This is a genomic window from Rathayibacter sp. AY1A5, assembly GCF_002930875.1.
GTDB lineage: Bacteria > Actinomycetota > Actinomycetes > Actinomycetales > Microbacteriaceae > Rathayibacter.
This window is the reverse complement of the sequence record NZ_PSTM01000008.1, coordinates 108,715-134,986: the sequence shown is the minus strand read 5'-3', so window position 1 is coordinate 134,986 and position 26,272 is coordinate 108,715. Positions and strand designations below refer to the sequence as shown.

Genomic DNA, 26,272 nt, shown 5'->3' with positions numbered 1-26,272 from the left:
GCCGCGGAACGGATGAGACGCCGCTCAGAGGCGGGCGCGTCGGCGTGTTGAGTGGTGGCTCGGCGCACACTGGCTCCTGGACATCCCGGGACGACAGGAGACGCGCGTGCAGCTCGGCATTCACTTCATGAACTTCACTCTGCCTGGGGGGAGCGCGCAGATCGCGCCGATCCTCGGAGCGACCGCGCAGACGGCCGAGGACGTCGGCTGCGCCTGGTTCACGCTGATGGACCACTACTTCCAGATGGAGCACTTCGCGACGAGCGAGGATCCGATGCTCGAGGGCTACACCTCGCTCGGCTTCGTCGCCGGCCGGACGGAGCGGATGCGGCTGGGTCTCCTCGTCACCGGCGTGACGTACCGCCATCCGGGACTGCTCGCGAAGATCGTCACCACCCTCGACGTGCTCTCCGCCGGACGCGCGATGCTCGGCATCGGGGCCGCCTGGTACGAGCGCGAGCACCTCGGGCTCGGCGTGCCGTACCCGCCGCTGAAGGAGCGGTTCGAGCGGCTGGAGGAGACGCTGCGGATCTGCCGTCAGATGTGGAGCGACGACGACGGGCCGTTCGAGGGGACGCACTACCGGCTCGCCGAGACGCTGAACCACCCGGCGCCGATCCAGCAGCCCGGCCCGCCCATCCTCATCGGCGGCGGCGGCGAGAGGAAGACGCTGCGGCTGGTCGCGCAGTACGGCGACGCCTGCAACCTGTTCGGCACCGGCGCGGACGACGTGGCGCACAAGCTCGACGTGCTGAAGCGGCACTGCGACGACCTCGGGCGCGACTACGCGACGATCACGAAGACCATCACCGGGGGCGGCGATCCGATCGGCGACCCCGACGGCTTCGTCCGCGCGATGGAGGAGTACGCGGCGCTGGGGATCGACCACGTGCAGCTGGCCCCGGCCGGGGCGGATCCGGAGGGGTACGTCGCCCGGCTGGGCGAGGGCGTGATCGAGCGGGTGGCGGCTCTCGGCTGAGGGCTCCCGGGCAGCCGCGCGGCACTCCGACCGGTTCGGGTGCCGCGGGCGTCACCGCTGATCCGCTCCGCCGGCCGGGTCCGCCGTCACCGGCGCGAGGACTCCTGTGGCGGCCATGTCCCGGGTCGGGGGACGCCGTCGGCGGATCCTGCCCCCCGTCAGGGTCGCGGCGTAGACGCGGGCGAGGAGCGCGACCCACGGTTCGAGCCTCCCACCTCGGGGTATTGAGCTCACGCTGACGTGGGCAGATCGCTGGCCTCATGCCGCACGTGTCCTCTCGTACCTCGCTCCGCCGTCATCGGCAGAACCGCAGAAGAGGGGCGATCGGGACGGGTGTCGTCCTCGCCGTCGTCGGCGCCGCGCTCTTCGCCGGCGTCTCGGCGCAGGCGGCCACTGCTCCCGACCTCGGCACGGCGGAGGACTACTCGGTCCTGGCCGCGTCGACCGTGACGAACACGGGGTCGAGCGTCCTGGACCAGAGCGTCGGGGTCAGCCCGCTGACCGCCGTCACCGGGTTCCCGCCCGGACGGACGGACGGAGTGATCCACCGCGGAGACGCGGAGGCGGCTCAGGCCCAGGCCGACGTGGGCACCGCCTACGGACAGCTCGCCTCGCAGGCGACGACCGCGCAGATCGACGCCGAGATCGGCGGCAGCACGCTGAAGCCCGGGGTCTACACCGCGGCCGGACCGGTCGGAGTGACGGGGACGCTCACGCTCGACGCCGAGGGCGTCAACGAGGCGGTCTTCGTGATCCGCGCCGCGTCGACGCTGACGACGGCGTCGTCGAGCACGGTGGCCCTGATCAACGGAGCGCAGGCCTGCAACGTCTACTGGCAGATCGGCAGCTCCGCGACTCTCGGCACCGACTCGGACTTCGTGGGCTCCGTGCTCGCCTCGGTCTCGATCACGGTGACGACGGGCGTCTCCGTCGAGGGCCGCGCACTGGCCCGCACGGGAGCGGTCACGCTCGATTCCAACGACTTCACCGAGCCGGGCTGCGAGCCCTCCGACGGCGGATCGTCGCCGACGGCGACTCCGACCATCACGCCGACCGTGACGCCGACGATCACGCCGACCGTGACGCCGACCGTGACGCCAACCGTGACGCCGACGGTCACTCCGACCGTGACGCCGACCGTGACGCCGACCGTGACGCCGACCGTGACGCCGACGGTCACGCCGACCGTGACCCCGACGGTCACGCCCACCGTGACGCCGACCGTGACCCCGACGGTCACGCCGACCGTGACCCCGACGGTCACGCCCACCGTGACGCCGACCGTGACCCCGACGGTCACGCCGACCGTGACCCCGACCGTGACCCCGACGGTCACGCCCACCGTGACGCCGACGGTCACGCCGACAGTCACGCCGACCGTGACCCCCACGGTCACGCCGACCGTGACGCCCACGGTCACGCCGACGGTGACCCCGACCATCACTCCGACCGTGACCCCGACGGTGACCCCCACCGTCACGCCGACCGTGACCCCCACCGTCACGCCGACCGTGACCCCCACCGTCACGCCGACCGTGACGCCGACGGTCACACCCACTGTCACGCCGACCGTGACTCCCACCGTCACCCCGACGGTGACTCCCACCGTCGTGCCGACGGTGACTCCGACGATCGCGCCCACCGTGGCTCCGACGGTCACGCCGACGACCACGCCGACGGCGACCCCGACCGTGGCTCCGACGGCGACCCCCACCCCCACGCCGACCGCGACGCCCACGGCCTCGCCCACTCCGACCGCGACCACAGCGCCGCGACCGGCGCCCTCCCACGCCGCGGTCGTTCCCGTGTCCGGGTCGAACGGTCCCCGCGGTCCGGCTCTGGCCTCGACCGGAGTGGACGCCGCAGCGACGGCGACCGCCGGAGTGCTGGGCCTGCTCGCCCTGCTCGGCGGCGGTCTGATGCTCCTCACCCTCCGACGCCGCGGTGAGCGCACCGGGAGCTGATCCCGGCTGATCACCGGAAGCTGATCACCGCCAGGCCGTGCGCCGGACTCCCGAGGGGTCCGGCGCACGTCTGCGCCCACGATCGCGCTCCGCCCGTCTCTCGGGTGTCCTCGCTGATGCGCGCTGGCCCGCTCGTGCGTCGAGACGCCGCTCCGAGCGTCGGGACACCGCTGAGCAGGCGGTGTCCTCCGCGTTCTCGCGGAGGGCGGGGGCGTCAGCCGGAGGACTCCCGCGGTACGAAGCGGACGGGCATGGCCTGCACGCCCGCGGTCGGACGTCCGTGGATCGCGTTCGAGAGCTCCTCCGCGGCGGCGCGGCCGAGCGTGTCGAGCATCATGTCGATGCTCGAGAGCGGCGGGCGGGCGGCCTCGACGAGGAGGTCCCAGTTGTCGAAGCCGACGACGGCCACGTCCTGCGGCACCCGCCGGCCGGTCTCGCGCAGGTGGTCGAGCGTGCCGCGGGCGATCTGGTCGCTCGCGCAGATGATCGCGTCGAGGTCCGGATGCGCGCGCAGCAGCGTCTCGGCGCACTGGCGACCCCAGCTCTCGGACCACTGCCCGAAGAGGATGCCGCCGCCGACCAGCGGCAGCCCCGCCTCCGTCAGCGCCTGTTCGACGCCCCGGGCACGGTCGTGTGCGGCGGTGTAGCTCGGCTCGCCGTTGACGAGGGCGATCCTCGTCCGTCCGCGCTCGATCAGGTGGCGGGCGGCGAGGACGCCGGCCTGCACGTTGTCGGGCGTGAAGGAGGAGTCGCGCGGATCCTCCGAGGGCGCGTAGGCGTAGACGACCGGCACCGGGATGGTGCGGGTGATCGAGGGGCGCGGGTTCGTCGTCCGGCCGAGCACCACGATCCCGTCGACGCGCTTGGCGAGCAGGTTCTTGATGTGGTGCTGCTCGCGGATCGAGTCGCCGCGGGCGTCGCAGAGGAGCACCGACGTCGATCCTGCGCCGAACGCGTCCTCGGCGCCGAGCAGCACGGGGAGCACGAAGCGGTTGTCGAGGTCGTTCGTGAGCATCCCGATGGTGCCCGTGCGCCGGGAGTTGAGGGCCTGCGCGAACGGGTTCGGGGTGAAGGAGAGGGCCTCGGCGGCGTCCAGCACGCGCTGGCGGGTCTCGGCGCGCACCTGGTCGCGGCCGTTGAGCGCCTTGGAGGCTGTGGCGATCGAGACGCCGGCGGCGGCCGCCACGTCGGTGAGCGTGATGGTGCCGGTGGGCTTGCGTGGTGGCACCGCGCCTCCGTTCCGGGCCCGGCGGGCCGCCGCGTCGATCCTCGCACGACTGCGGCGAAAAACCGAAAAGACCGAAAAGGTCGCATCTCTTGACGCGCTGACCGCCCCTGCCTAGGTTTACCCGACAGAAAGTAGTTTCGGCCCGGCGCAGACGATCGGGACGACTGCCGAGGAATCCATCAACGACGAAGGGATCATCCGTGAAGACGAGGAAGCACGCTCGGGGCCTCGCCGCCGCCGTCCTGCTGGGGACGGCCGCCGCCGCACTGACCGGCTGCGCGAGCGGCTCCGGGGGAGACTCCGGCTCCGCCGCGGGAGGCAGCTACACGTTCTGGGACCCGTACCCCCAGTTCGACGAGTCGTCCGACTGGGCGAAGCTCATCGACTCCTGCGGGACCGAGGCCGGCGTCACCGTCGAGCGCACCGGCTACGACACCACCGACCTGACCAACAAGGCGCTGCTCGCCGGCCAGCAGGGCAACTCGCCCGACCTCCTGCTCGTCGACAACCCCGTGGTCTCGACGCTCGCGGAGTCGGGCATCCTGACCACGACCGCCGAGTCCGGGCTCTCCACCGAGGGTATCGACGCGAACATCCTCGCGGCCGGCCAGACCGGCAGCGACACCTTCGGCGTGCCGATCGGTGCCAACACGCTCGCGCTGTACTACAACAAGGCCGTGCTCGAGAAGGCCGGCGTGGACGCCGCCTCCATCACCGACTGGGCCGGACTGACCGACGCGCTCGAGAAGGTCACCGCCTCCGGCGGCAAGGGCATCACGTTCTCCGGCATCGGCACGGAGGAGGGGACCTTCCAGTTCCTGCCGTGGTTCTGGGGCTCCGGCGCCGAGCTGACCGACCTCGACTCGCCCGCCGCGGTCGACGCCGTCTCGCTCTGGAGCGACTGGCTGGAGAAGGGCTACGCGCCCAACTCCGTGATCGGCAACACGCAGACCACGAGCTGGCAGGAGTTCGAGACCGGCGAGTACGCGTTCGGCGAGAACGGCACCTGGCAGCTGGCCAACGCGAAGGCCTCGGGCATCGACTACGGCGTCCTGACCATCCCGTCGAAGGACGGCGGAGCGGCCCCCGCACCGACGGGAGGCGAGTTCCTCACCCTCCCGGTGCAGTCGGACACGGCGCGCTACGAGACCTCGAAGAAGATCGCCGAGTGCCTGACCTCGACGAGCAGCCTGGTCACGACCGACAACACGCTCTCGTACATCGCGCCGACGGCCGAGGCGCAGCAGGAGCAGGTCGCCGGCAACGCCGACCTCGAGCCGTGGGTCACCGCCGTGCAGGCCGCGAAGGGCCGCACCTCGGACGACCTCGGCACGAAGTACCCGAAGATCTCGGAGCAGCTGTGGGGCGCGGTGCAGACCGTGCTCAGCGGCTCGCAGTCTCCCGAGGACGCCCTGAAGGCCGCCCAGTCGGCCGCCGAATCCGCCACGAAGTAGGACGACCGGGGGCTCCCGCTCCCCGAACGAGGTCCCCCCGGCCGGTGCTCCGCGCACCGGCCGGGGGGACGGGAGAGACCATGACCACTGCCACCGAGACCGCCCGCCTCCTGCGGCGCGGCACCGAGCCGCCGGCCCCGCCCGCCCCGGCCGCCGAGAGCCGTCGGCGCCGCCGGCGCCCCGAGGGCGGCCGTCTGGTCGCGTGGGCGTTCCTCGCCCCGCTCGTCGCCTACCTGCTCGTCTTCTACGCGTTCCCGCTCTACCGCAACCTCGAGCTGAGCCTGAAGGACTACACGGTCCGCTCGTTCGTGCAGGGGAACGCGCCCTTCGTCTGGTTCGACAACTACGTCCAGGTGTTCCAGGACGCGACCTTCGGCCCGGCGCTGCTGCACACGGCGGTCTTCACCGGCGTCTCGCTCCTCTTCCAGTTCACGCTGGGGCTGGCGCTCGCCGTGTTCTTCTACCGCCGCTTCCCGCTGGCGAGCACGCTCCGGGCGCTGTTCCTGGTGCCGTGGCTCCTGCCGCTGATCGTCTCGGCGTCGACCTGGTCGTGGATGCTCAACAGCGACTCCGGCATCGTGAACGCGTTCCTGGAGTCGTTCGGGATCGGCCAGATCAACTGGCTCACTTCGCCGACCACCTCGCTGATCGCGGTCCTGATCGCGAACATCTGGATCGGCATCCCGTTCAACCTGGTGATCCTCTACTCCGGCCTGCAGAACATCTCGCAGGACCTCTACGAGGCGGCCTCGCTCGACGGCGCGACCGGCGCCCAGCAGTTCTGGCGGATCACGCTGCCGCTGCTGCGGCCGGTGTCGGCGATCACGATCCTGCTCGGCCTCGTCTACACGCTGAAGGTGTTCGACATCATCTGGATCATGACGAAGGGCGGCCCCGCCGACTCCTCGACCACGCTCGCCACCTGGACGTACCAGCTCGGCTTCGGCTCGATGCTGCCCGACTTCGGACCGGCCGCGGCCGTCGGCAACCTGCTGATCATCCTGGCCCTCGTCTTCGGTCTCGTGTACATCCGGGTCCAGCGGAAGCAGGCCGACTCGTGACCGCCCGACGCCCCTGGTACCTGACGGTGGTCGGGATCGCCCTCACGGCGGTCATGCTGTTCCCCGTCTACTGGATGATCAACGTCTCCCTCACTCCGACCGGCTCGATGCGGAAGGATCCGCCGGACTGGTTCCCGTTCGCGCCCACGTTCACCGGCTACCAGGCGGTGCTGAGCGAGCAGCTGCCCTACCTGGGCACCAGCCTCGTCGTCGGCCTCGGCACGGTGCTGCTGACCGTGGTGATCGCCGCTCCCGCCGCCTACTCGCTGGCGAAGCTGCGGCCCCGCGGCGGGCAGGCCCTCTCGTTCGTGCTGCTGATCGCGCAGATGATCCCGGCGATCATCATGGCGATGGGCTTCTACGCCATCTACCTCAACCTGGGGCTGCTCAACTCGATCCCGGGCCTGATCGTGGCCGACTCCACCATCGCGGTGCCGTTCGGCGTGCTGATCTTCACGGCCTTCATGTCGGGGATCCCCGACGAGCTCACCCAGGCCGCCCGGATGGACGGAGCGAGCGCCTGGCGCACCTTCACCTCGGTGATCATGCCGATCAGCCGCAACTCCGTGGTCACCGTCTCGCTGTTCGCGTTCCTCTGGGCCTGGTCGGACTTCATCTTCGCCTCGACGCTCGACAGCGGCGGGAAGCTCCAGCCGATCACCCTCGGCATCTACAAGTACATCGGCAACAACAACCAGGAGTGGAACTCGATCATGGCGACCGCCGTGGTCGCCTCGCTCCCGGCCGCCGTCCTCCTCGTCGTCGCCCAGCGGTACGTCTCGGCGGGAGTCACCGCCGGCGCCGTCAAGGACTGACCCGTCCCTCCAAGGAGACACCGTGACCCTCACCGCCCCCACCGCCACCGCCCTCGGCGGCCCGGTCGCCCCCTCGCGGAGCGTGCTCCGGCCGCTGCGCCAGGACGAGATCCGCCTCACCGGCGGCTTCTGGAAGCACTACCAGGACCTCAACTCCTCCGCCGTCATCGAGCACTGCCGCTCGTGGATCGAGCGCGTCGGCTGGGCCGGCAACTTCGACCGCGCGGCCGACGGCTCGATCTCGTCCGCCGAGGGCGGCGACGCGCACGCGGGCATCGAGTTCGTGGACTCCGAGGTCTACAAGCTCCTCGAGGCCATGGCCTGGGAGCTCGGCCGGAGCGACGACGCCGGGCTGCAGGAGCGGTACGACGACCTCGTCTCGCGGGTCGCCTCCGCCCAGGACCCGGACGGCTACCTGCACACGAGCTTCGGCCGGCCCGGCCAGCGTGCGCGCTACTCCGACCTGGAGTGGGGCCACGAGCTGTACAGCTTCGGGCACCTGATCCAGGCCGCCGTGGCGCGGCTGCGCACCGGTCAAGACGACCTCCTGCCGCAGGTCGCCCGGCGCCTCGCCGACCACGTGCATCGCGAGTTCGGGCCCGAGGGGAGGGTCGCCGTGTGCGGCCACCCCGAGATCGAGCCGGCGCTCGCCGAGCTGGCGCGGGCGACGGGGGAGGAGCGCTACCTCGAGCTGGCCCGCCTCTTCGTGGAGCGGCGCGGGACGGGGACGCTGAAGCCGATCGCGTTCGGCGCCGAGTACTTCCAGGACGACGTGCCCGTGCGCGACGCGGAGGTGCTGCGCGGCCACGCGGTGCGGGCCCTCTACCTCGCCTCCGGGGCTCTCGATGTCGCGGTCGAGACCGGCGACGCCGAGCTGGAGGAGGCGGTCCGCCGCCAGTGGGAGGCGACCGTCGAGCGGCGCACCTACGTCACGGGCGGGATGGGCTCGCACCACCAGGACGAGGCGTTCGGCGCCGACTACGAGCTGCCGCCGGATCGCGCCTATGCCGAGACCTGCGCGGCGATCGGCTCCACGATGCTCAGCTGGCGGCTCCTGCTCGGCTCGAACGAGCACCGCTACGCGGACCTGATGGAGCGGACGCTGCTGAACGCGGTGCTCCCCGCCACCCGCGACGACGGCCGCGCCTTCTTCTACACGAACACGCTGCAGCAGCGCGTCGACGGAGTGGCGCCGGACGAGTCGCGCGAGACCGACCGCGCGCAGTCCAGCCTCCGCGCGCCCTGGTTCTGGGTCTCGTGCTGCCCGACCAACACCGCCCGCACCCTCGCGAGCGTCGAGCTCGGCTTCGCGACCGCCACCGACGACGGGGTGCAACTCCACCAGTACGGCGCGTACGAGGTGCGCACGGGAGGCGTCGCGCTGCGCGTCGAGACGGAGTACCCGGCCGACGGCGAGATCGTCGTGCGGATCCTCGAGGACGCGGAGTTCGCGCTGACGCTGCGGGTGCCGCCGTTCGCGCGGGGCTCGGCGCTGCTCGACGGCGAGCCGGTCTCGACGCCGACCGTCACCGTCCGCCGGGCGTTCTCCGCCGGCGACACCGTGCGGCTCTCGCTGCCGATGACGGCCCGCTTCGTCGCCCCGCACCCCCGGATCGACGCGGTGCGCGGCCAGGTCGCCCTCGAGCGCGGGCCGTTCGTGCTGGCGATCGAGTCGCTCGACCTGCCCGAGGGCCTGGACACCGAGCACATCGCGGTCGACGCCTCGGTGCCGCCCGTCGTGACGGCGGAGGGAGCGCGCGTGTCCCTGGTGGCGCGGGAGGCGGCTCCCGGCTGGCCCTACGGTTCCGTGCCGGTGGAGGAGGGGCGCCGCTTCGAGGCGGAGTTCCGGCCGTACCACCGCTGGGCGAACCGCGGACCGTCGACGATGCGGATCTGGACGCCGACGGCCTGACCCAGCGGCGCTCGCGAGAACGCAGAAGTCGTCGCACTCGAGCGCGAGTGCGACGACTTCTGCGGAGTGGCTGCCGTCGCGGCGCCTGCGCTCAGATCCAGCCGCGCTCGCGGGCCTCGATGACCGCGCGCTGGCGGGTGTCGACGTCGAGCTTGCGGAGGATCGACGAGACGTGGTTGCGGACGGTGCCGGAGGAGAGGTGCAGCGCCGCGCCGATCTCGCCGATCGTCTCGCCGCGGGAGCCGGCGCTGAGCACGTCGAGCTCCCGGTCGGTCAGCGGGCTGCGCGTGTTCGCCAGGGCGTCGGCGGCGATCTCCGGATCGACGTAGCGGCGTCCGCTTGCGACCTGACGGATCACCTCGGCGACGTCCTCGACCCGGCGCGACTTCGGCAGGAAGCCGCTGACGCCCGCTCCGAGCGCTCGCCGCAGGACCCCCGGCCGCGCGTGCCGGGTGACGACCACGACCCGCGTCGCCGAGACCCGGCGCAGCCGCTCCGCCGCCTCGATCCCGTCGAGCCCGGGCATCTCGACGTCGAACAGGCACACGTCGGGCTGCAGGCGCAGCGCCTCCGCGACCGCCTGCTCGCCGTCGCGGCACTCGCCCACGATCTCGAGGTCCTCCTCGAGGCGGAGGAGCGCGGCCAGCGCCGTGCGGATCATGTCCTCGTCGTCGGCGATCAGCACCCGGATCACGAGTCGCTCCCCACCGGCAGGCGCGCGTCCAGCTCGAAGGAGCGGCGGACCGCCCCGGCGCGCAGCGTCCCCCCTGCCCGCTCGACCCGCTCCGCCATGCCGAGGACGCCCGAGCCGGTCCCGTCCGCCTCCTCCGCGTCCGGTGCCAGGTCGTTCACCGCCTCGAACCGCCACTCGTCCTGCTCCCGCGCGAGCCGCAGCCGCGCGCTGGAGCCGCCGCCGTGCTTGAGGATGTTCGTCGTCGTCTCGCGGACCACCGGCCCGAGCGTCTCGGCAGGCGCGTGAGCCGCCGCCGGGTCGACCTCGAGCTCGACGCGGAGCCCGGCCGAGCGGAGCAGGTCGGCGGCGTTGGCCAGCTCGTCGGCGAGCGGGACGCTGCGGAAGCGCGTGGCGAGCTCACGGGTGCCGGTGCGGGCGCCGTCGACCGAGCGCTGGGCGGCGCGCAGCTGCTCGAGAGCGGCCTCCGGGTCGCTGCCGAGAAGGCGCTCGGCGAGCTCGAGCTGCAGCGCGATCACCTGGAGGTGGTGCCCCTGGAGGTCGTGCACGTCGCCGGCGAGCAGCAGGCGCTCCTGGGCGGCGGCGAGCCGGCCCTCGGCGGCGCGCGCCCGGTCGAGCTCGCGGACGATGTCCCACCACCACAGCGCGCTGACGACCGTCAGGGGCAGCAGCGTCGCGAACAGCAGGAGGGTCGAGAGCGCGGCCGACGCGTCCGGCGCCGCGCGCGTCTGCTCGAGCACCGCCGCGACCGCGAGGACGATCGTGCAGAGCACCATCACCCGGAGCCGCACCCCGCTCTGCCAGGGCAGCACGGCGACCAGGGTCGCGGCGAGCGAGAGCCCGAGCGCGAGGCTCCCGGCGGCCGTGCCGGTGAGCGCGGCGGCCGCCACTCCGAGGCAGAAGACCAGGGTCGGCGCGGCCCGGAGGCGCACCGGGCCCTCGCGGTCGGCGCGCCGGTACGCGAGCGCGGTCGGCGAGAACACCGCGACCCAGGCGGCCGCGCCCAGGAAGTAGGCCCCCTTCCGCCACTCCTCGGCCTCGGCGCTCAGCACCGCCACGGACCAGACGGCCAGGACGATCACCACGAAGGAGGCGGCCGACGCGAGCGTGTACCACCAGGTCACGGCGACGCCGCGGCCCGCGCGCACGGGCGGATCCGCCTCGGTCGAGTTCACCATGCGGCCCAGGCTACGACCATGACACTTGTCACCCCTCGGGCCGTCGATCCTCCCGGGACGCGGTGACCCGGCGGCACTGCCGCAGCGGGCGCGGACACGGTCGGATGGAGGAGTCCCGAGAGCCGGGGCCACGTACCGGAAGGCACGACCATGACGATCATCAGCGACGCGATCCTCGGATTCCAGGACCTGATCGGCCGCGTTCCCGAGCTCGTGCAGCCCCTCGTCGTCGCCGCGGCCGGGGCCGTCCCCTTCATCGAGGGCGAGGGAGCGGCGAGCATCGGGATCATCGGCGGCATCCACCCGGTCGTCGCCGGGCTCGCCGGGGCGATCGGCAACTTCGTCTGCGTGGCGCTGCTCGTGCTGCTGGGCACCGGCGTCCGCTCGGCGATCACGGGCCGCTCGGAGGCGAAGCGGACGTCTCCGCGGCGCGAGAAGTTCCAGCGGGCCTTCACCCGCTACGGCGTCCCGGGCGTGAGCCTGCTGGGGCCGCTGCTGCTCCCGACGCACTTCACCGCGGTGATGCTGGCGGGCGCCGGAGTCGGCCGCGGGCGGATCCTGCTCTGGCAGGGCGTCGCGATCGCGCTGTGGACGACGGTGCTGACGGTGATCGTCGGGCTCGCGGTCTCGGGCGCGACGCAGGCGGGCTGAGCGGGCCGGACACGGTCCTGAAGCGTGCGACCCCGATGGCGCAGAGGCGTCCGCGCCATCGGTCAGCGCCGGATGCGCCGTCCCGGTCCGCCGTCCGGGTCCGCCGGGCCGGCGGACTGCAGGTGGGTGTGCAGGCGGATGAGGGTGTCGCGCAGCCGGGTCTTGACGGTGCCGAGCGGGATCGACAGCTCCTCCGCGATCTCGGAGTGGCTGTACCCGCGGACGTAGGCGAGGTAGAGGACGTCGTGGTGGATGGCGGCGAGCTGCCGGATCGCGCCGGCCGCGGGCGCCAGGGCGAGCCGGACGTCCGAGCGCTCCCACTCGTGATCGCGCGGCCGGTCGACGACCGTGTACTGCAGCTCCCGGCGCCGCGCCGACCGGTCCGCCCGGGCGCGGTCCACGGCCCGGCGGTGCGCGACCTGGGCCAGGAAGGCGAGGACGGGACGTCCCGGGTCGAGCGAGCGCGCAGTGCGCCAGAGCTCGAGGTAGACCTCCTGCGCGACCTCCTCGGCGGCGGCGCGGTCGTCGAGCACGGCGTCCGCGACGGAGACGACCCGGCCCGCGGTGAGCGAGTAGAGCTGCCGGAAGGCGGTCCGGTCGCCCGCGCAGACCCGCAGCAGCAGGGCCGCCGACCGCGCAGGGCCGTCCCCGGGCTCACGCCGCTTGCCCGTCATCGTCGACACAGGGCTCAGCCTGGCACCGCGGACGCGCTCCTCCCGAGGTCGCCCCCTGTGAGGTGGCCCCCGTTAGAGGCTCACTTTCACAGGAGTCCGCCGATGCGCGCCGCACGCCCGCCGATGCGCGGCCCCGGTCGCGCGCGGGGCCCGTGCGGCGGCGTCGACGGACTGGGCCGCAGGTCAGGCGGCGACGCGCGCGTTCGACTGCGCGAGGAGAGCGACCGAGCGCAGGCGCGCCTCCGTCTGCAGCGACGCGTGGGCGACGATGACCTCGTCGGCGTCGGCGGAGCGGGCGAAGTCGGCGGCGTAGTCGGCCACCTGGTCGCCGGTGCCGACACCGGTGTAGGTGGTCATGCTCGCGACGTGGGCGCCGATCGGGGCGCTGAGCAGGGCGTCGAGCTCCTCGTCGTCGAAGGTCTGGCCGACGGGGATCTGCCCGCTCTGGCGCAGCAGCATCATCAGGCGGGCGCGCTTCATCTGCGCGAACTGCTCCTGCGCGTCCTCCTCGGTGTCGGAGGCGATGGCGTTCATCCCGGCGATCACGTAGGGCGCGTCGAGCTGCTCGGAGGGGCGGAAGCCGCGGCGGTACTCCGCGACGGCCTGGTGCAGCGCGTCCGGAGCGAAGTGCGAGGCGAACGCGTACGGCAGGCCCAGAGCGGCCGCGAGCTGCGCGCCGAAGAGCGAGGAGCCGAGGATGTAGAGGGGGACGCGGGTGCCGGCGCCCGGCGTCGCGCTCACTCCGGGGATGCGGGACTCGCCGGCGAGGAACGCCTGCAGCTCCAGCACGTCCTGCGGGAAGCGCTCGGAGGAGTCGGGGTCGCGGCGGAGCGCGCGGAAGGTCGCCTGATCGCTGCCGGGGGCGCGGCCGAGTCCGAGGTCGATCCGGCCCGGGTGCAGCGTCTCGAGGGTGCCGAACTGCTCGGCGATGGTGAGCGGGGAGTGGTTCGGCAGCATGACGCCGCCGGAGCCGAGGCGGATCGTGGAGGTCTGCGAGGCGACGTGCGCGATGAGCACAGAGGTCGCGCTGGAGGCGATGCTCGCCATGTTGTGGTGCTCGGCGTACCAGACGCGGCGGTAGCCGTTGCGCTCGGCCTCCTGGGCCAGGGCGACGGAGGCGGCGAAGCTGTCGCGAGCGGTCTCACCGGGGGCGATGGGGGCGAGGTCGAGGATGGAGAGGGGAACGCTCATGGTGAGGGCAACGCCCGCGACGGCTCCGGTGTTCCCGTCGCGGGCGCCTTCCTCAGGCCTCGGGGATGTCGCGGCCGTACGCCTCCAGCGTCACGGCCTCGGGCTCCGGTCCGCCGCGCACGCCGGCCTCGAGGGCGTCGATCCGGGCGAGCTCCGAGCCGGAGAGCGCGAAGTCGAACACGTCGATGTTCTCGGCGATGCGCTCGGGGCGGGTCGACTTCGGGATGACCTGGCGGCCCTCCTGCAGGTGCCAGCGCAGCATCACCTGCGCGGCCGTCTTCCCGTACTTGGCGCCGAGCTCGAGGAGCACCGGGTCGTCGAAGCTGCGGCGCGGGGAGTCGCGGTAGGCGGTGATGCCGCCGATCGGCGACCAGGCCTGGGTGAGGATGTCGTTCTCGCAGCCGAAGCGCTCGACCCGCCGCTGCTGGAAGTACGGGTGCACCTCGAGCTGGTTCACCGCGGGGACGACGTCGGTCTCGGCCAGCAGGCGGGTGAGGTGCTCGACCATGAAGTTGCTCACGCCGATCGCCCGCACCCTCCCGTCGGCGAGCAGCCGCTCGAGCGCCCGGTAGGCGTCGAGGGTGCGGTCGAAGGCCTCGGGCAGGGCCTGGTGCAGGATCAGCAGGTCGATCCGCTCGACGCCGAGCTTGCCCGCGCTCTTGTCGAAGGCGTGCAGCGTCTCGTCGTAGCCGTAGTCGCTGATCCACACCTTCGTCTCGAGGAAGACGTCGTCGCGGCCGGCGATCGCCTCGCCCACCTCGCGCTCGTTGCCGTAGGCCGCCGCCGTGTCGATGTGCCGGTACCCCGCGTCGAGCGCGGCGGCGACGGCGGCGCGGGTCTCGTCGGGCGGAGTCTGGAAGACGCCGAGTCCGAGGGCGGGGATCTCGACACCGTTGTGGAGAGTGAACGTGTTCATGGGCCCACGCTACGTCCGCAGACGCCGAGTCGCCCGAGAAGCCGTGCGCGACTCCTCAGGCGACCCCGTCGCTCCGGCCCTGCTCAGCCGTCGATCGGCAGCAGGATCCCCTTCACCGTCTCGTCCGTGGCGAGGAACTCCTGCACGGCCGGGTCCTGGAAGGCCTGGACGAGCTTCTTCACGTTCTCGGTGTCGCGGTACTTCGAGCCGATGGTGAGCTGCCCGGCGAAGTCGTCGGGGGCCTGCGGGGCGAAGATCTGCTGCTCGATCGGGATGCCGGCGGCGAGGTAGTACTCGGTGTAGCCGACGGCTGCGTCGAGGTCCGGCAGCGCGCGCGACTGGGCGGCGAAGTCGAGCAGGGTGAACTGCAGGTTCTTCGGGTTCTCGGCGATGTCGTCCTGGGTCGCGGTGCCCGGCTCCGTGCCCGGCTTCAGCGTGATCAGGCCGGCGTTCTGCAGCAGCCAGAGGCCCTGCGCCTCGTTGGCGGGGTCGGAGTAGAGCGAGACCGTGCCGCCGTCGGGGATCTGGGAGACGTCGGAGTACTTGTCGCTCCAGAGCCCGAAGCCCCAGCGGAAGACGGGGGTGGCCGCCTCCTCCTCGAAGTCGGGGTTGGCCTCGAGCACCTGTCCCAGCCAGAGCTTGTGCTGGTACACCGTGGCCGCGACCTCGCCCTCGCTCACCGCGCGGTTGATGGTGTTGCTGTCCGAGAGCCCCTTGAAGGCGACGGTGATGCCGTAGCGCGGCGCCACCTCCTCCGCGACGAAGTCGACCAGGGCCTGCTCGGAGGCGTTGCCCTCGGCGGTCGCGACGTAGAGCGTCGCGCCCTCCTGCTCGTTGGCCGAGACGGCGGGGGAGAGGAGCGGGACGGCGATCGCGGAGGCGACGCCGACCACGACGACGGCCGCTCCGGCGATCCAGGGCCAGCGGCGCTTCTTCTTGAGATCGAATCCGAGGTCGTCGGGAGTGGACATGGCGGTGCCTTTCGAAGAGGGGGCGCGCGGGAGGGACGCCCGAGGGCGCAGGAGGAGGAGGAGTGGTTCTAGACGGCGGCCGCGACCCGGGGCGCTCGCCGCGAGCGGGAGGCGCCGGGCGTGGTCGCGCGGACGAGGGCGTCGCCGGTGAGCTGCACGGTCGCGACGGTGGCGACCAGGATCACGATGGTGGCGAGCATGACGGTGGTGTCGAAGCGCTGGTAGCCGTAGGTCACCGCGACGTAGCCGATGCCGCCGGCGCCGATCGTGCCGGCGATCGCCGAGTACTCGATCATCGCGATCGTGTTGATCGTCAGGCCGCCGATGATCTGCGGCACCGCCTCGCTCAGCTGGGCGGTCCGCACCACCTGCAGCCGCGACGCTCCGGAGGCGCGGGCGACGCGGGTGAGCGAGAGCGGCACGCTGCGCAGCGCGTTCTCGACGATCCGGGTGAAGAAGGCGATCCCCGCGATCGACATCGGCACGACGGCGGCCGCGATCCCGATGTTGGTGCCGGTGATCAGGCGCGTGAACGGCATGATCGACGCCATCAGGATGAGGAACGGCAGCGAGCGGCCGACGCTGATGACGGCGCTGAGCACCTGGTGGGCGGCCCGGTTCTCGGCCAGCCCGCCCGGAGCGAGGTTGTGCACGAGAGCGCCCAGCGGCACGCCGACCAGCACCACGATCGCCATGACGATGCCGACCATGATCAGCGTCTCGCCGAGCGCCGGCAGCACCAGCGCGGGGATCTGCTCGAGCGGGACCTTGTTGTCGAGGTGGAGGATCATGCCGCCACCTCCTCGGCGAGGACGCGCACGCCGGCGGGCCGGACCGACAGGCCGAGCTCGGCCGCCGCACGGGTGAGCCGCGCCTCGTCGACCGGGCCGAGCCCGATCGTCGCGTGGCCGACCGCCTGCCCGTCCACCGTCTCGATCGCCGCGCCGAGCAGCGCGACCGGGCCGACCGCCTCCGCGAGCCGGGTGACCCAGTCGGTCGGCACTCCGGAGCGGGAGTAGCCCACCACCCATTCGCCCAGACCCGGGCCGGGCGCGACGGAGGGGCGCACCGGGTTGAGGGCGAGGCCGAGCGGGGACGCGGGGTCGCGCAGCAGGTCGACGAGGCGCCCCGACTCCACGATGCGGCCGTGGTCGAGGCGGGCGACGGAGTCGGCCACCTGGCGCACCGTCTCCATCTCGTGGGTGATGAAGAGGATCGAGAGGCCCAGGTCGTCGCGCAGCTCCTTCAGGAGCGTGGTGATCGCGGTGGTCGAGGCGGGGTCGAGGCCCGAGGTCGCCTCGTCGGAGAGCAGCACCGAGGGGCGGAGGGCGAGCGCGCGGGCGATGCCGACACGCTGGCGCTGACCACCGGAGAGCTGGTGCGGGTAGTAGCGCGCGCGGTCCGAGAGGCCGACGCGCTCGAGCAGCTCCGCGACGCGGCGCTTCGTCTCGGCGGCGGTGACGCCGAGGTACTCCAGCGGAAGGGCCACGTTCTGCTCGGCCGTGCGGCGGCTGAAGAGTCCGTCGGACTGGAAGACGGTGCCGATGCGACGGCGGGCGACGCGCAGCCGCTCCTCCGAGAGCTGCGAGAGCGCCTCTCCGTTGACGACGACCGTGCCCGAGGTGGGCCGCTCGAGGAGGTTCACGCAGGCGGCGAGCGTGCTCTTGCCCGCACCGCTCGGGCCGACGACGGCGAAGATCTCGCCGGTCGCGACCGAGAAGTCGAGGCGGTCGAGCACGGTCGCCGGACCGTACGACTTGCTGAGCTGCTCGAGCCGGATCATCGCGTTCCTTCGGACGGGTCGGGCGGCCGCGGCCTCTCCGCGTCGTCCCGGACACGATGATGGAGCACCGCGGGCCCGCCCGTCCCGGCCCGCGTCGCCCGGCGTAACCCTTCGTCGCCGGGCGTAACAGTGCGCGGGCGAAGGGGGGTGGCCGCGAGACGCGACAGGTCCGCCGCCGCCGGCAATACGCGGGCTACCGTGGCCGGATGCAGCCGAAGTGGGAGTCGACGACCATCGAGCGCGCCTTCGACGAGGGGTGGTCGGACGAGCCGATGGGGACGAAGGAGAAGTTCTGGCTCGTCGCCGACGGCGATCTGTGGCTCTTCAAGTTCGCCCGCCAGCGAGGAGACGAGACCCGGGGTGAGGACTGGGCGGAGTGGGTGTCGTTCCATCTCGCGGGGATGCTCGACGTCCCCTGCGCGGAGATCCGACCTGCGACCGTGGGCGGTCGGCGCGGAATCATGTCGAGGAACGTCATCGAGCGCGAGCAGATCCAGAGCCTCGAGATCGGGAACAGCCTGCTGCGCCACTCCGATCGCGACTACGACCACGCTCGGAGGCGGCCCGACGACCGCTACACCGTCGATGCGGTGAGACGTGCTCTCGACGGCGTCGACGCTCCTGCAGGCTTCGACGCCGTCGCCGGACTGAGCGGTTTCGACGTGTGGGCGGGCTACCTGCTGTTCGATGCCTGGGTCGCGGGACGGGATCGGCACAACGAGAACTGGGCGGTCATCGGACGCTCTCGCCCTCGTTCGATCACGGCAACGGCCTCCGTCGCGAGGTCGACCAGCAACGGCCTCCCGGCGAGATGGTGACTCCTTCCTCTCCGCATCTACCGGCCGAAGAGAGCCTTATCGGCGAGGCGGGCGGCGCCGCGGCTACGATCGAGGCGGCGGAGGACCTGGCCGCGAACTCGTCCGGCGGCCGGTTGCAAACTCCGCTGCTGGGCCTGCTGGATGAAGCGGCGAACCTAAGCCGGTGGACCGACCTCCCCGACCTCTAAAGCCACTTTGGTTCGAGGGGGATCCCGATCATGAGAGTCTTCCAGTCCTACAGCCAAGGCATTGCCGTGTTCGGGCAGGACGGGATGCGCAAGCTTTGGTCCGCCTCCAACGTGAAGGTCTACGCGGGCGGCGTCTCCGAGCCGGCGTTCCTGGGTGAGATGTCCGATCTGATCGGCACCTACGACCGCGAGACGACCTCCGTCAGCATGAACAAGGGCGTGCGCTCCACGTCCTCGTCATTGACGCGAGAGAAGATCCTTGAAGTGCAGGAGCTGGCGGATATGCCCCGCGGGCGGGCGGTGATGTTCTCCTCCGGTAACCGCGCCGTGCTGCTACGCACGGTGCCGTGGTATCAGGGCGCGAAAGAGACCGTCGCGGCCATCAAGGCGTCGATCAAGGCCCACGAGCCGGTAGGGCGATCGTGACCTCCGCCAGCTATGACTTCGATGACGACGAGGCCGGCACCGTCAACGTCGAGACCGGCGAAGTAGGAGCCGCCGAGGAGGAATAATCGACGCTGTTCTATGCGTCGGAGGATGAGTTCGTTCGGAAGCATCTGCGCTACCACTACCGGCGCCAGGTCGGTCGGCCCAACCGGGCCAACTTCCGGTGGCAGGTCGCGTGGTGGAAGAGCGAGGAGGCGGCCTCGCGGATCGAGGCGCTGTGGCGTTCCTGGGAGAAAGCTCGCCTGGACGGCGGGTCCGGGATGACTGACTGGCGGATCAGGCACTGCGATCGGCAGATGGCGATGCTGCTCTCCGCCGCCAGCCCCTACGCGCTCTCCCTCGATGAGAACAAGGCCGGTGAACCGCTGCCCTACACCCCACCCCCCGCCTCGTTCTTCCCGCTCGACAACCAGCCGCCCGAAGACGCCTGACAGACACACGCTGCCCCCCACCCGCCCCGAAGCTTCCGGCATTGCCCAGCCCGCTCGAGGCGCCGTGCTGCGGCACGTTCAGCCCGAAGGAGATTCGTCATTCGCGTGGGAGCAAATTGACGGAAGGCAGTGGATCGGCAACTTCGCCTAGACGATGGAGGGACCTACCGAGGGGGTTCCATGAACAACAGCAACTTCCAGTCCCGTCGAACGATCCGTAACGCGAAGGCCAGGCATCGACAGCCGACACGTAAGACGTACCCGACGTGGGTACCGGTGAGCTGGACGGTCGCCACGTCGCTCGTCGGGAGCGGGACGCTCGGCGCAATCGTGCTCTATTTTTCCGGTTCCTGAACAAGAGTTTGCTCGCTAGGATTTCTCCATGGCTCCGGCGGGACGTCCCCGAAACCCGATAGAACAACCGCGACTACCCCTAGAGCGCTTTGCGTGGCTCGTTCGAGTGCTACGCGCTAATGCCGAAGATCCGGACATTAACTCTCCCGAAAAGTTTGCCCTTCAACTCAACAGTCACTTAACCCGCCCTCTGACTTCAACATCCATCAATAAGTTGGAGCGCGGTACTGAGATGCAGTTCAGTGTCGATAAAGTTCGCGCGTATGAGCGCGTTCTAGATCTTGACTATTTATCGCTCGTAGATCTTTTCATATTTTCGAGCCGTGTAGCGGGCGGCAAAGTCGACTGGCAGCGTGAAGCGAACACTGACCTCGAAGCAAGATTTCATGACGGAGTCATCGCGCTTGCGGAAGGCCAAACCCTGCCACCCTCCGAGTTGCTCGCACTTGCAGTAATGGCGAAGCGGGACCACCCCGGCGCATTGAGAAGCCGCGCTGGAATCCTAATTACAGAAGCGGTCCTCGATTCTTACGGCATCAGCTTTGAGCGAGATGAACGCATCTTGGGTGAAGCGCTCATTCAGCTCGGCGACCGCGTCGTTCCTCTCATTCAAGAGCGTGTAACGGCATCCCCAATTCAGTACTTCAATGCTATTGAATCGCTAGCGCATATCGACACCCCCGCGTCGTGGCAGGCTTTGCTCGGTTTCGCGAACTCCGATTACGACTCAATTCGCACGCAGACAATCGTGCAGCCGATCAGGAAATGGCTCATTCGTCGACCCGAGTTGATGCACCTCGATTACAAGTCGTTGGAGAAGCTAAAAACGGACGCGATGGCTAGCGTGATCGACATGCACGATGCCTACACATCGCGAGAAGAAAACCTCCATCTGCTGCAATTGTTGAAGGTATCAAAATCTGATAAGCAGATATATAAGGAAAAGGAGATGCGGTCCGATATAGAGCAACTTACAATGAGAGAAGTGTCACACACTCGACGCGAGCTACTGAATCACATTGATTCAAGTGCAGATGATGCACTATCGCGAACATCCGGACTAAGGGCAATTGTCGAAGACGCAATCTACGTCACGGATCGAGTTGAACGACTCAGTGTAGGAGCTCTCCTTGGAATTTCCGCGACCTTCCACCCCGCCCTCAAGGTGACTGCAACGGCACTCTGGCAGGATCCTGATGCAGGTGTTCAGCGGTCGATCATTCGACTCATGGCGAAAGCAGGTTCGTCCGACGGGCTCCGTGAAGTTGCAAACATTACACGCCGCCGACCTCCGAAGGACGAAGGTGTGCGGTTAGCAGCGGCTTGGGCTTTAGGTATGAGCGACCAGGCGGCCGATAAGAACACATTAGAACAACTTCGTGAGAATGGCGCTCCGACTACACGAGTTGTGGCCGAAATGTCTCTTCGCCGGCGTGGTTTTCACATCAACGCATAAGAGCGTCTCGCAACAGGACTTCCGTATGATCTAAACGGCTTAACTCTTCGAGTTGAACCCACTTCGTCAGAAGTGCGTCGTCGCCTGGGGCCGCCACTCCTGACCATGAGACTACGTGATAGATCAAGATAACAAGATGGTATCTCTCGTCAATGTATTCGCTGATACCAACAAATTCGAGACCAGACGAGGCAATACCCGTTTCTTCAAGCAGCTCCCTCGCCGCGGCAGTATGTGCTAGCTCCCCTGGCTCAACACGACCACCAGGAAGCGACCACGCACCTTTACGCGGCTCCTTGCTTCTTTGAATCAGCAGGATGCGGCCTTCAGAATCTACGCATCTCACAGCACAACAAAGTTGTAGTAGCAGTTCAGCGGCCAAAACGTCGCTCCCTCATCGCGTAGTCTCCGACCGCTTGACGAAAGTCGCGCTCGTTGAAGTCTGGCCACAGAGTCTTCGTGAAATATATTTCTGCGAATGCAGCTTGCCAGAGAAGAAAACCGGAGGTCCGGTGTTCACCGGACGTTCGAATCAGGAGATCAACCTCCGGTATTTCAGACGAGTGGTAGTACTCTTCTAGTGATCGATATCGATCCCGAACTACAAGGTTGGCTGCACGTTCGAGTTCATGGCGCGCGTTGTAGTTGACGGCAAAGCCTACTGTAATAGCGGGCGATGATGGCTGATGATCAGTTACGTTTAAGTGATGTTGAGCATCAAATGGGCTCATGCCGTCGCCGAACACGACCGCTCGTGCTCGGACGTCGGCGAGCGTGTCTACAACCTCCTTAGTCCACAGCCAGGAGCGCAGTTTGCGTAATGCCTCTGCCTCGATATCCGGTCGAAGAAGATTCGAGTCCGATAAGCAAAAGAATGTGATGTGGGGTATCTCGAGCGCTACAGCCGAGCGAATCGCAGCAATCATCGCCGGGGCTGTATAAAAATGCGCATCTTCTGGCGGTATCTGGCGTTGTTTAGCCCAACGACGATTCCCGTCCATAATTATCGCAATATGCGAAGGGTTTCTCACCGAAGCAGGAGTCTCGCTGGCGGATGACATATTCTCCTGTCACTACGTGAGGTGTCCGGGGGAGTGCGCGATGAGCGCGAGTTTGAAACTGCGGTCTACTTCGGTGTCGCTTAGCATGCCCGAACAAGCCTTCACTCACAACTCTCGTCGTCGCGAGTTGGCGCCATAGGGATGTCCATCGGCAGCCCGATGGGGGCTTTGCTGTGCGAACGTGCGGAGGTAACCATCGCATCCAAGCGCTCTCGTGAATATCCGATAACCGTGATTATGTCAGTTTTATGTCTTCGACACGTTGCGCGTCATCCAGTTGAAGCCCTCAATCCCTGGCGTAGCAACCAGCTCCAACACCTGTCGAGGTCGACTGAGCCTCGCGACCCGACTCGGCTGACTTTATAGGGGGACAACGAGGGGTAAGATGAAGACCTGTGCTGAGACTACCAGTCGATGTCAATTGCGAGCGCATCTAACGCCACATGTAAGTTGAACACTTCTTTGTCGGAAACCAGCTCCTCCTTCATTGCGAGAGAAAATTCGATTTCCACCGGACCCGACAAGAACGCATCTGCTTGGCGGTCCTGAATCGGCCGTGGATCCCAGTATGAAACTGCCACGACGGGCGCCGACAAGTAACCATCAACCGAACCTGATAATGCGAAATCTAGATAGTCTCGATTGCGCTTGAGGCGCGCAGAATCGATGATGAACTCGAGGTGCAATGCTCCGATAGATCCCGGATCGATGTCAATCGGACCTTCGCTTTCGTTAGGTCCCTTTTTCAGGGCTCGCTTGACCAAATCGAATGTGTCGCTTCGTGCGGCATCGAGAATCTCAGGTAGCACTGCATCTATATCGAACCCAAGAAGCATCTTTGTAGTAGCAAATACGGATCGCATCGTGTTGTTAGTCACTATTCGAAAAAGGGTGTTCGCATCTGTTGAGTGTTGTAGGTCGTAAGACGTGAGGTAATCAATTAAAGACGGATCGATGTGCGCCAATTTTTGCACTATAATAGGAGCGTAAATTCGTACTACTTGTCGATTTGCGTCCAGGGTAGTGTCCACCTGAGAAGCTTCGGCCAAGGCGCTTGTTGCTTTTTGGCCAGCTTTCATTGCCCATATATGCTTAGCAATTGTCTTGGAGTTGCGCTTCGATTTTTGGAGCTGAATGGCGAATATGGGAACTTTTGAAATATCAGTTGCGCCCTTTTTCCCGTTGCATGGTCTGCAAATAAGTGCAAGGTTTTCAAGACCATTAACATCAAAATCGGAAGGTAATCCGAAATTCGCTTTTGCGTTTGCAAGCTCTTGCGCCGAGGCTGTTTTGAGGACTATGTGGTCAATTTCAAGCGTGGAGAAATCTGACGGCAAATTGCACATATAGCAACGAAAATTGTATTCTTTCGCCAGCGCTGCCCTTATGAGAGCATTTTCGTTCGAATCATTTCCGTAGCGGATGTCGGCAACCAAGATCTGTCCTCCGTAGAACACGAGCGCAATAATTATTAGCGACCGCGTTTGAAATATCTGATCATCTTATCCAGCAGCGGTGCAAGGTGGATGGGGCGCCGCCTCGCCATACTGAACTGGTCGAGATGATCGGCACCTGGCATCTCCTCGTTCATCGTGTCGTCGATCCACTGTCAGTAGCGTTGACGGTGTTCGACAGCCCGAGGAACTCTGGTCATTGAGGCGGTGGGTGTCAGCCTGCTGCGGCGAGCCCGTCCCGCTTTCCGACGCGATAAAGCATCCGTAGGAGCAAATCAGCGAGCTGAACGACTTCGGCGGCTTCAAGGGCGTCTGTGAAGACGACGGTCCGGTGGCTTGCGGGGTTCTTGAAAGCACCCATTGCTCCCATGAACAGATTCATCGTAGCAACCTGCTCGCCGCCCTCTGCCGACGAGTCGCAGAGAGGGGCGTCTCGCTTAAACGCTTCTTGCATCAACTTCACCCCGACCAGTTCAGTAGACAGGCCGCTTAACTCTCGCACTTCGACCTCGACCGCCTTCATGGCGGCGAATGCTGCTGTTTCATAGTCGCCCCGCATGAAGGCAGGCTTTGCGGAGGTGAGCAACTGAGGTGACAGCCTTGCAGAAAGCAGTTCTTCCGCTTGAAGCTCAAGAAGAGCTAGTGGGCTCGCGCCGATGGCCGCTCCTTGACGGGTGACGCGCTGCCAACCTCCCGTCACCGACTGTCCGTCTGGGCCAACGCACTGATGAGCTACAAGCCAAGCCCACGCGTGGCTGACTCTGCCCGTCAGTGCTTCTCGGTAGGTCTCACCAGCAAACTGGCTCCGTGCTCCGAGAACGACATTGTGGCCGTTGATCTGGGACCCCTCGGACCGTCCTCTTAGCAACTCGCGGGCAATATCTTCGGTGCTACCAGACCGAGCCGTTCTAGAGGAAGTTGTGCTCATAGAACGACAGTATGGCGAAACGAGAAGTTGCTGCACTGCTTGGCGGAGACCTGGCAGTTGGCCTGAACGCACTGCCAATGGCGTCGTCAGGCGCGGCAATCGTGTTGCGTCGCCGAGCCTCGAAGTGGCGGGCAACCCTCATCGTGTGCGGTGCTCAGCGGCTTCTGTCGCCGCGTTCCTGAGTGTGGGTGGGTACGTGGTGAGGCGCCGCGGTGCGGTTGCCGCTGCGGCTCGGAGAGGTTACAGCGTCCTGCGGGGGCCGGCCCTGGTTGGTGGAGGCGCGCATGCGCACGGTGCTGTCCTCGGCGCTGACGCCCGGGCCTGCCAGGCTCGCCGCATACGTCTCGCGGCGCTCGGCGCTGTCGTAGGCGTTACCGGCGTAGGCGCGCAGCGCCGTGGACTCCGCGGAACCCTGCCGCGCCGGCTGACCATCGTTGGCCGTCTGGGCGCGCAGCTCGTTCGGGGTGTCTCCTCCCGTCGCCGCCGCGCTGCACGTCCTATCCGGCGTCCGGGCCGCGCGGCCGAGCGGGTCGATGACATCCGTGGGACAGTCGCGGTCCTCGGTCGGGGTGGCGGCCCGGTCAAGTCGGTCGGCTTCCGCGATGAGCTGCACGGCCTCCGAGCGCTCCTCGCCGGCCCTGGCGCGCTCGTCGGCTACGAGGGTGGAGACGTCCACCCCGTGGCGCTCTTGGACCTCTCGCGCGATGACGTCCGACGCTGCGGCTGGGGCGGGCTCGAAGGTCTTCCAGCCGTCGCCCGTCCCTCCTGCACGGCCGCGGTTGCCGCAGCCTCTCCGGAGGCGCGCGCGTTCTCGACTGCTCGGCTCCGAGCGGTCGATCCCTCTGCGGTCCGCGAGGTCCTCGCGGCGGTTCCTCCGACCCTGATGTCGGAGACGTGCGCTAGTTTCACGGAAGGACTGCTGGCAGCGACACGGAGGAGGATCCTCGATGACTCTCCTCGTTGATCGACCGGCGCCGCGTCCGACCCCTGGTGTCCGCGAGCTGCTGCTCGTCTGGCAGAACCCTCGTACTCGCCGGTTCCTCCGCGCGGCGGTGCTGTCCGTCGGGGTCGACGGCTTCCTCTTCCGGTACGAGCCGGCGGCTGTCGCCGACGAGGACTTCTTCCCGCTCGCGGAGTTCCCCCGTGTGGACGCGCAGTACCGGAGCTCGTCCCTTCCGCCGTTCTTCGCCAACAGGGTGATGTCGTCCGAGCGCGGCTCGTACGAGGAGTACCTGGGGTGGCTCGGTCTCGAGGCGGCGTCCCCCGACCTCCCCGTCGAGATCATGGTCCGGACCGGCGCGGCGCGAGCGACCGACACCTTCCATGTCGTGGAGAAGCCTCTCCGCACCGCGCAGACCCTCATCAGTCGTTTCTTCGTGTCGGGAGTCCGCCATCGGGCCGAGCTCCCGCTTCCGGTGCTGCCTCTCGAGCAGGGCGACGGGCTGGTCCTCGTGCCCGACGCCTCGAACCTCCGCAACCCGGAGGCCTACGAGGTGGCCTCGGTGTCCGGCGAGCGGATCGGATGGGTGCCGGACTGGCTGTGCGGTGAGGTCGCCGCGCTCATGGCGTCCGGATGGGAGGTCGAGGCGGTCGCCGAGAAGGTGAACCCCGAGGCCCCGTCCCACGTCCAGGTGCTCTGCCGGATCACCGCGACCCTGCGTCACTGA

The 26,272-nt window shown here is 68.3% G+C and carries 25 protein-coding genes and 1 pseudogene; 12 read left to right on the top strand and 14 right to left on the bottom strand.

What is annotated here, in order from left to right; translation table 11 throughout:
* Nucleotides 1-106 precede the first annotated feature (106 nt).
* Together C5B98_RS07825 and C5B98_RS17250 are read left to right on the top strand one after the other, a co-directional pair.
* Entirely contained in the window at nucleotides 107-979 is an 873-nt protein-coding gene (locus C5B98_RS07825) for an LLM class F420-dependent oxidoreductase (RefSeq protein ID WP_258063468.1), read from the top strand.
* Between the two features lie 269 nt (nucleotides 980-1,248).
* Complete coding sequence (locus C5B98_RS17250; protein ID WP_258063467.1) at nucleotides 1,249-2,943, top strand: ice-binding family protein; 1,695 nt, start codon at nucleotides 1,249-1,251, stop codon at nucleotides 2,941-2,943.
* Nucleotides 2,944-3,157: 214 nt separating this feature from the next.
* On the opposite strand, the gene C5B98_RS07815 is transcribed toward C5B98_RS17250, so the two are convergent.
* Nucleotides 3,158-4,171, bottom strand: coding sequence for a LacI family DNA-binding transcriptional regulator (locus C5B98_RS07815; protein ID WP_104327589.1), 1,014 nt, complete (start codon nucleotides 4,169-4,171; stop codon nucleotides 3,158-3,160).
* A gap of 200 nt (nucleotides 4,172-4,371) precedes the next feature.
* Here C5B98_RS07815 and C5B98_RS07810 point away from each other — a divergent pair, with 200 nt between their 5' ends.
* From C5B98_RS07810 to C5B98_RS07795, 4 genes are all read left to right on the top strand, one after another.
* Nucleotides 4,372-5,625, top strand: a complete 1,254-nt coding sequence (locus tag C5B98_RS07810) for an extracellular solute-binding protein (RefSeq protein WP_104260884.1) — start codon at nucleotides 4,372-4,374, stop codon at nucleotides 5,623-5,625.
* An 80-nt stretch (nucleotides 5,626-5,705) separates the two neighbouring features.
* A complete protein-coding gene (locus C5B98_RS07805; protein WP_104247032.1) occupies nucleotides 5,706-6,686 on the top strand; it encodes a carbohydrate ABC transporter permease in 981 nt (326 codons plus the stop codon).
* Nucleotides 6,683-7,501 (top strand): carbohydrate ABC transporter permease, encoded by an 819-nt coding sequence (locus C5B98_RS07800; protein ID WP_104327588.1) that lies wholly within the window; start codon nucleotides 6,683-6,685, stop codon nucleotides 7,499-7,501. The genes C5B98_RS07805 and C5B98_RS07800 overlap by 4 nt, the downstream gene beginning before the upstream one ends.
* Nucleotides 7,502-7,523: 22 nt before the next feature.
* Nucleotides 7,524-9,413, top strand: coding sequence for a glycoside hydrolase family 127 protein (locus C5B98_RS07795; RefSeq protein ID WP_104327587.1), 1,890 nt, complete (start codon nucleotides 7,524-7,526; stop codon nucleotides 9,411-9,413).
* A 91-nt stretch (nucleotides 9,414-9,504) separates the two neighbouring features.
* On the opposite strand, the gene C5B98_RS07790 is transcribed toward C5B98_RS07795, so the two are convergent.
* Nucleotides 9,505-10,107: a response regulator transcription factor gene (locus tag C5B98_RS07790; RefSeq protein WP_104237744.1), complete on the bottom strand. Its 603-nt coding sequence runs from the start codon at nucleotides 10,105-10,107 to the stop codon at nucleotides 9,505-9,507.
* Nucleotides 10,104-11,282, bottom strand: coding sequence for a sensor histidine kinase (locus tag C5B98_RS07785; RefSeq protein WP_104327586.1), 1,179 nt, complete (start codon nucleotides 11,280-11,282; stop codon nucleotides 10,104-10,106). The genes C5B98_RS07790 and C5B98_RS07785 overlap by 4 nt, the downstream gene beginning before the upstream one ends.
* A gap of 150 nt (nucleotides 11,283-11,432) precedes the next feature.
* On the opposite strand from C5B98_RS07785, the gene C5B98_RS07780 reads away from it, so the two are divergent.
* Nucleotides 11,433-11,933 (top strand): small multidrug efflux protein, encoded by a 501-nt coding sequence (locus C5B98_RS07780; protein WP_104222703.1) that lies wholly within the window; start codon nucleotides 11,433-11,435, stop codon nucleotides 11,931-11,933.
* 62 nt (nucleotides 11,934-11,995) lie between these two features.
* Here the strand turns inward: C5B98_RS07780 and C5B98_RS07775 are convergent, their stop codons facing one another.
* The 6 genes from C5B98_RS07775 to C5B98_RS07750 form a co-directional block, all read right to left on the bottom strand.
* Nucleotides 11,996-12,607: a sigma-70 family RNA polymerase sigma factor gene (locus C5B98_RS07775; protein WP_258063471.1), complete on the bottom strand. Its 612-nt coding sequence runs from the start codon at nucleotides 12,605-12,607 to the stop codon at nucleotides 11,996-11,998.
* Nucleotides 12,608-12,790: 183 nt separating this feature from the next.
* Nucleotides 12,791-13,798, bottom strand: a complete 1,008-nt coding sequence (locus C5B98_RS07770; RefSeq protein ID WP_104222705.1) for an LLM class flavin-dependent oxidoreductase — start codon at nucleotides 13,796-13,798, stop codon at nucleotides 12,791-12,793.
* Nucleotides 13,799-13,850: 52 nt separating this feature from the next.
* Nucleotides 13,851-14,714 carry an aldo/keto reductase gene (locus C5B98_RS07765; protein ID WP_104222706.1) on the bottom strand — a complete coding sequence of 288 codons (864 nt, stop codon included), beginning with the start codon at nucleotides 14,712-14,714 and terminating at the stop codon, nucleotides 13,851-13,853.
* Nucleotides 14,715-14,797: 83 nt separating this feature from the next.
* Nucleotides 14,798-15,685 (bottom strand): MetQ/NlpA family ABC transporter substrate-binding protein, encoded by an 888-nt coding sequence (locus C5B98_RS07760; RefSeq protein ID WP_104225807.1) that lies wholly within the window; start codon nucleotides 15,683-15,685, stop codon nucleotides 14,798-14,800.
* Nucleotides 15,686-15,753: 68 nt separating this feature from the next.
* Complete coding sequence (locus tag C5B98_RS07755; protein WP_104222708.1) at nucleotides 15,754-16,476, bottom strand: methionine ABC transporter permease; 723 nt, start codon at nucleotides 16,474-16,476, stop codon at nucleotides 15,754-15,756.
* The gene (locus C5B98_RS07750; protein ID WP_104256583.1) at nucleotides 16,473-17,468 is read right to left on the bottom strand and encodes a methionine ABC transporter ATP-binding protein; all 996 of its coding nucleotides are present in this window, start codon (nucleotides 17,466-17,468) and stop codon (nucleotides 16,473-16,475) included. Before C5B98_RS07750 ends, C5B98_RS07755 begins: the two co-directional genes overlap by 4 nt.
* A 206-nt stretch (nucleotides 17,469-17,674) precedes the next feature.
* Here C5B98_RS07750 and C5B98_RS07745 point away from each other — a divergent pair, with 206 nt between their 5' ends.
* The 4 genes and pseudogenes from C5B98_RS07745 to C5B98_RS16610 all read left to right on the top strand — a co-directional run bounded on the left by C5B98_RS07745 (nucleotide 17,675) and on the right by C5B98_RS16610 (nucleotide 21,162).
* Nucleotides 17,675-18,286: a hypothetical protein gene (locus tag C5B98_RS07745; protein WP_104327584.1), complete on the top strand. Its 612-nt coding sequence runs from the start codon at nucleotides 17,675-17,677 to the stop codon at nucleotides 18,284-18,286.
* Between the two features lie 200 nt (nucleotides 18,287-18,486).
* A pseudogene (locus tag C5B98_RS17125) lies at nucleotides 18,487-18,900 on the top strand (TraM recognition domain-containing protein); the annotation flags it as partial.
* A gap of 92 nt (nucleotides 18,901-18,992) precedes the next feature.
* On the top strand, nucleotides 18,993-19,352 hold the full coding sequence (locus tag C5B98_RS07735) for a DUF4913 domain-containing protein (protein WP_104327583.1): 360 nt from the start codon (nucleotides 18,993-18,995) through the stop codon (nucleotides 19,350-19,352).
* A 382-nt stretch (nucleotides 19,353-19,734) separates the two neighbouring features.
* Nucleotides 19,735-21,162 carry a HEAT repeat domain-containing protein gene (locus C5B98_RS16610; protein WP_146076908.1) on the top strand — a complete coding sequence of 476 codons (1,428 nt, stop codon included), beginning with the start codon at nucleotides 19,735-19,737 and terminating at the stop codon, nucleotides 21,160-21,162.
* Here the strand turns inward: C5B98_RS16610 and C5B98_RS07730 are convergent.
* From C5B98_RS07730 to C5B98_RS07715, 5 genes are all read right to left on the bottom strand, one after another.
* Nucleotides 21,152-21,508, bottom strand: coding sequence for an NUDIX hydrolase (locus C5B98_RS07730; protein WP_258063470.1), 357 nt, complete (start codon nucleotides 21,506-21,508; stop codon nucleotides 21,152-21,154). The genes C5B98_RS16610 and C5B98_RS07730 overlap by 11 nt on opposite strands.
* Before the next feature lie 25 nt (nucleotides 21,509-21,533).
* Nucleotides 21,534-22,223, bottom strand: a complete 690-nt coding sequence (gene uppS / locus C5B98_RS07725) for a polyprenyl diphosphate synthase (RefSeq protein ID WP_104327582.1) — start codon at nucleotides 22,221-22,223, stop codon at nucleotides 21,534-21,536.
* Between the two features lie 404 nt (nucleotides 22,224-22,627).
* Nucleotides 22,628-23,680: an HNH endonuclease gene (locus C5B98_RS16605; RefSeq protein WP_146076906.1), complete on the bottom strand. Its 1,053-nt coding sequence runs from the start codon at nucleotides 23,678-23,680 to the stop codon at nucleotides 22,628-22,630.
* 211 nt (nucleotides 23,681-23,891) lie between these two features.
* Entirely contained in the window at nucleotides 23,892-24,377 is a 486-nt protein-coding gene (locus C5B98_RS07720; RefSeq protein WP_181065484.1) for a TIGR02391 family protein, read from the bottom strand.
* Between the two features lie 382 nt (nucleotides 24,378-24,759).
* Complete coding sequence (locus C5B98_RS07715) at nucleotides 24,760-25,281, bottom strand: hypothetical protein (RefSeq protein WP_104327580.1); 522 nt, start codon at nucleotides 25,279-25,281, stop codon at nucleotides 24,760-24,762.
* Nucleotides 25,282-25,552: 271 nt separating this feature from the next.
* Between C5B98_RS07715 and C5B98_RS07710 the strand changes: the two genes are divergently transcribed.
* Nucleotides 25,553-26,272 (top strand): HIRAN domain-containing protein, encoded by a 720-nt coding sequence (locus C5B98_RS07710; RefSeq protein ID WP_104327579.1) that lies wholly within the window; start codon nucleotides 25,553-25,555, stop codon nucleotides 26,270-26,272.

Excerpts from the sequence above, each read along its gene's own strand:
- C5B98_RS07805 (WP_104247032.1), top strand. The coding sequence starts at position 5,706 with ATGACCACTGCCACCGAGACCGCCCGCCTCCTGCGGCGCGGCACCGAG.
- C5B98_RS07785 (WP_104327586.1), bottom strand. The coding sequence starts at position 11,282 with ATGGTGAACTCGACCGAGGCGGATCCGCCCGTGCGCGCGGGCCGCGGC.
- C5B98_RS07780 (WP_104222703.1), top strand. The coding sequence starts at position 11,433 with ATGACGATCATCAGCGACGCGATCCTCGGATTCCAGGACCTGATCGGC.
- C5B98_RS07775 (WP_258063471.1), bottom strand. The coding sequence starts at position 12,607 with ATGACGGGCAAGCGGCGTGAGCCCGGGGACGGCCCTGCGCGGTCGGCG.
- C5B98_RS07770 (WP_104222705.1), bottom strand. The coding sequence starts at position 13,798 with ATGAGCGTTCCCCTCTCCATCCTCGACCTCGCCCCCATCGCCCCCGGT.
- C5B98_RS07765 (WP_104222706.1), bottom strand. The coding sequence starts at position 14,714 with ATGAACACGTTCACTCTCCACAACGGTGTCGAGATCCCCGCCCTCGGA.
- C5B98_RS07760 (WP_104225807.1), bottom strand. The coding sequence starts at position 15,685 with ATGTCCACTCCCGACGACCTCGGATTCGATCTCAAGAAGAAGCGCCGC.
- C5B98_RS07755 (WP_104222708.1), bottom strand. The coding sequence starts at position 16,476 with ATGATCCTCCACCTCGACAACAAGGTCCCGCTCGAGCAGATCCCCGCG.
- C5B98_RS07750 (WP_104256583.1), bottom strand. The coding sequence starts at position 17,468 with ATGATCCGGCTCGAGCAGCTCAGCAAGTCGTACGGTCCGGCGACCGTG.
- C5B98_RS07745 (WP_104327584.1), top strand. The coding sequence starts at position 17,675 with ATGCAGCCGAAGTGGGAGTCGACGACCATCGAGCGCGCCTTCGACGAG.
- C5B98_RS16610 (WP_146076908.1), top strand. The coding sequence starts at position 19,735 with ATGGCTCCGGCGGGACGTCCCCGAAACCCGATAGAACAACCGCGACTA.
- uppS (WP_104327582.1), bottom strand. The coding sequence starts at position 22,223 with ATGTCATCCGCCAGCGAGACTCCTGCTTCGGTGAGAAACCCTTCGCAT.
- C5B98_RS07710 (WP_104327579.1), top strand. The coding sequence starts at position 25,553 with ATGACTCTCCTCGTTGATCGACCGGCGCCGCGTCCGACCCCTGGTGTC.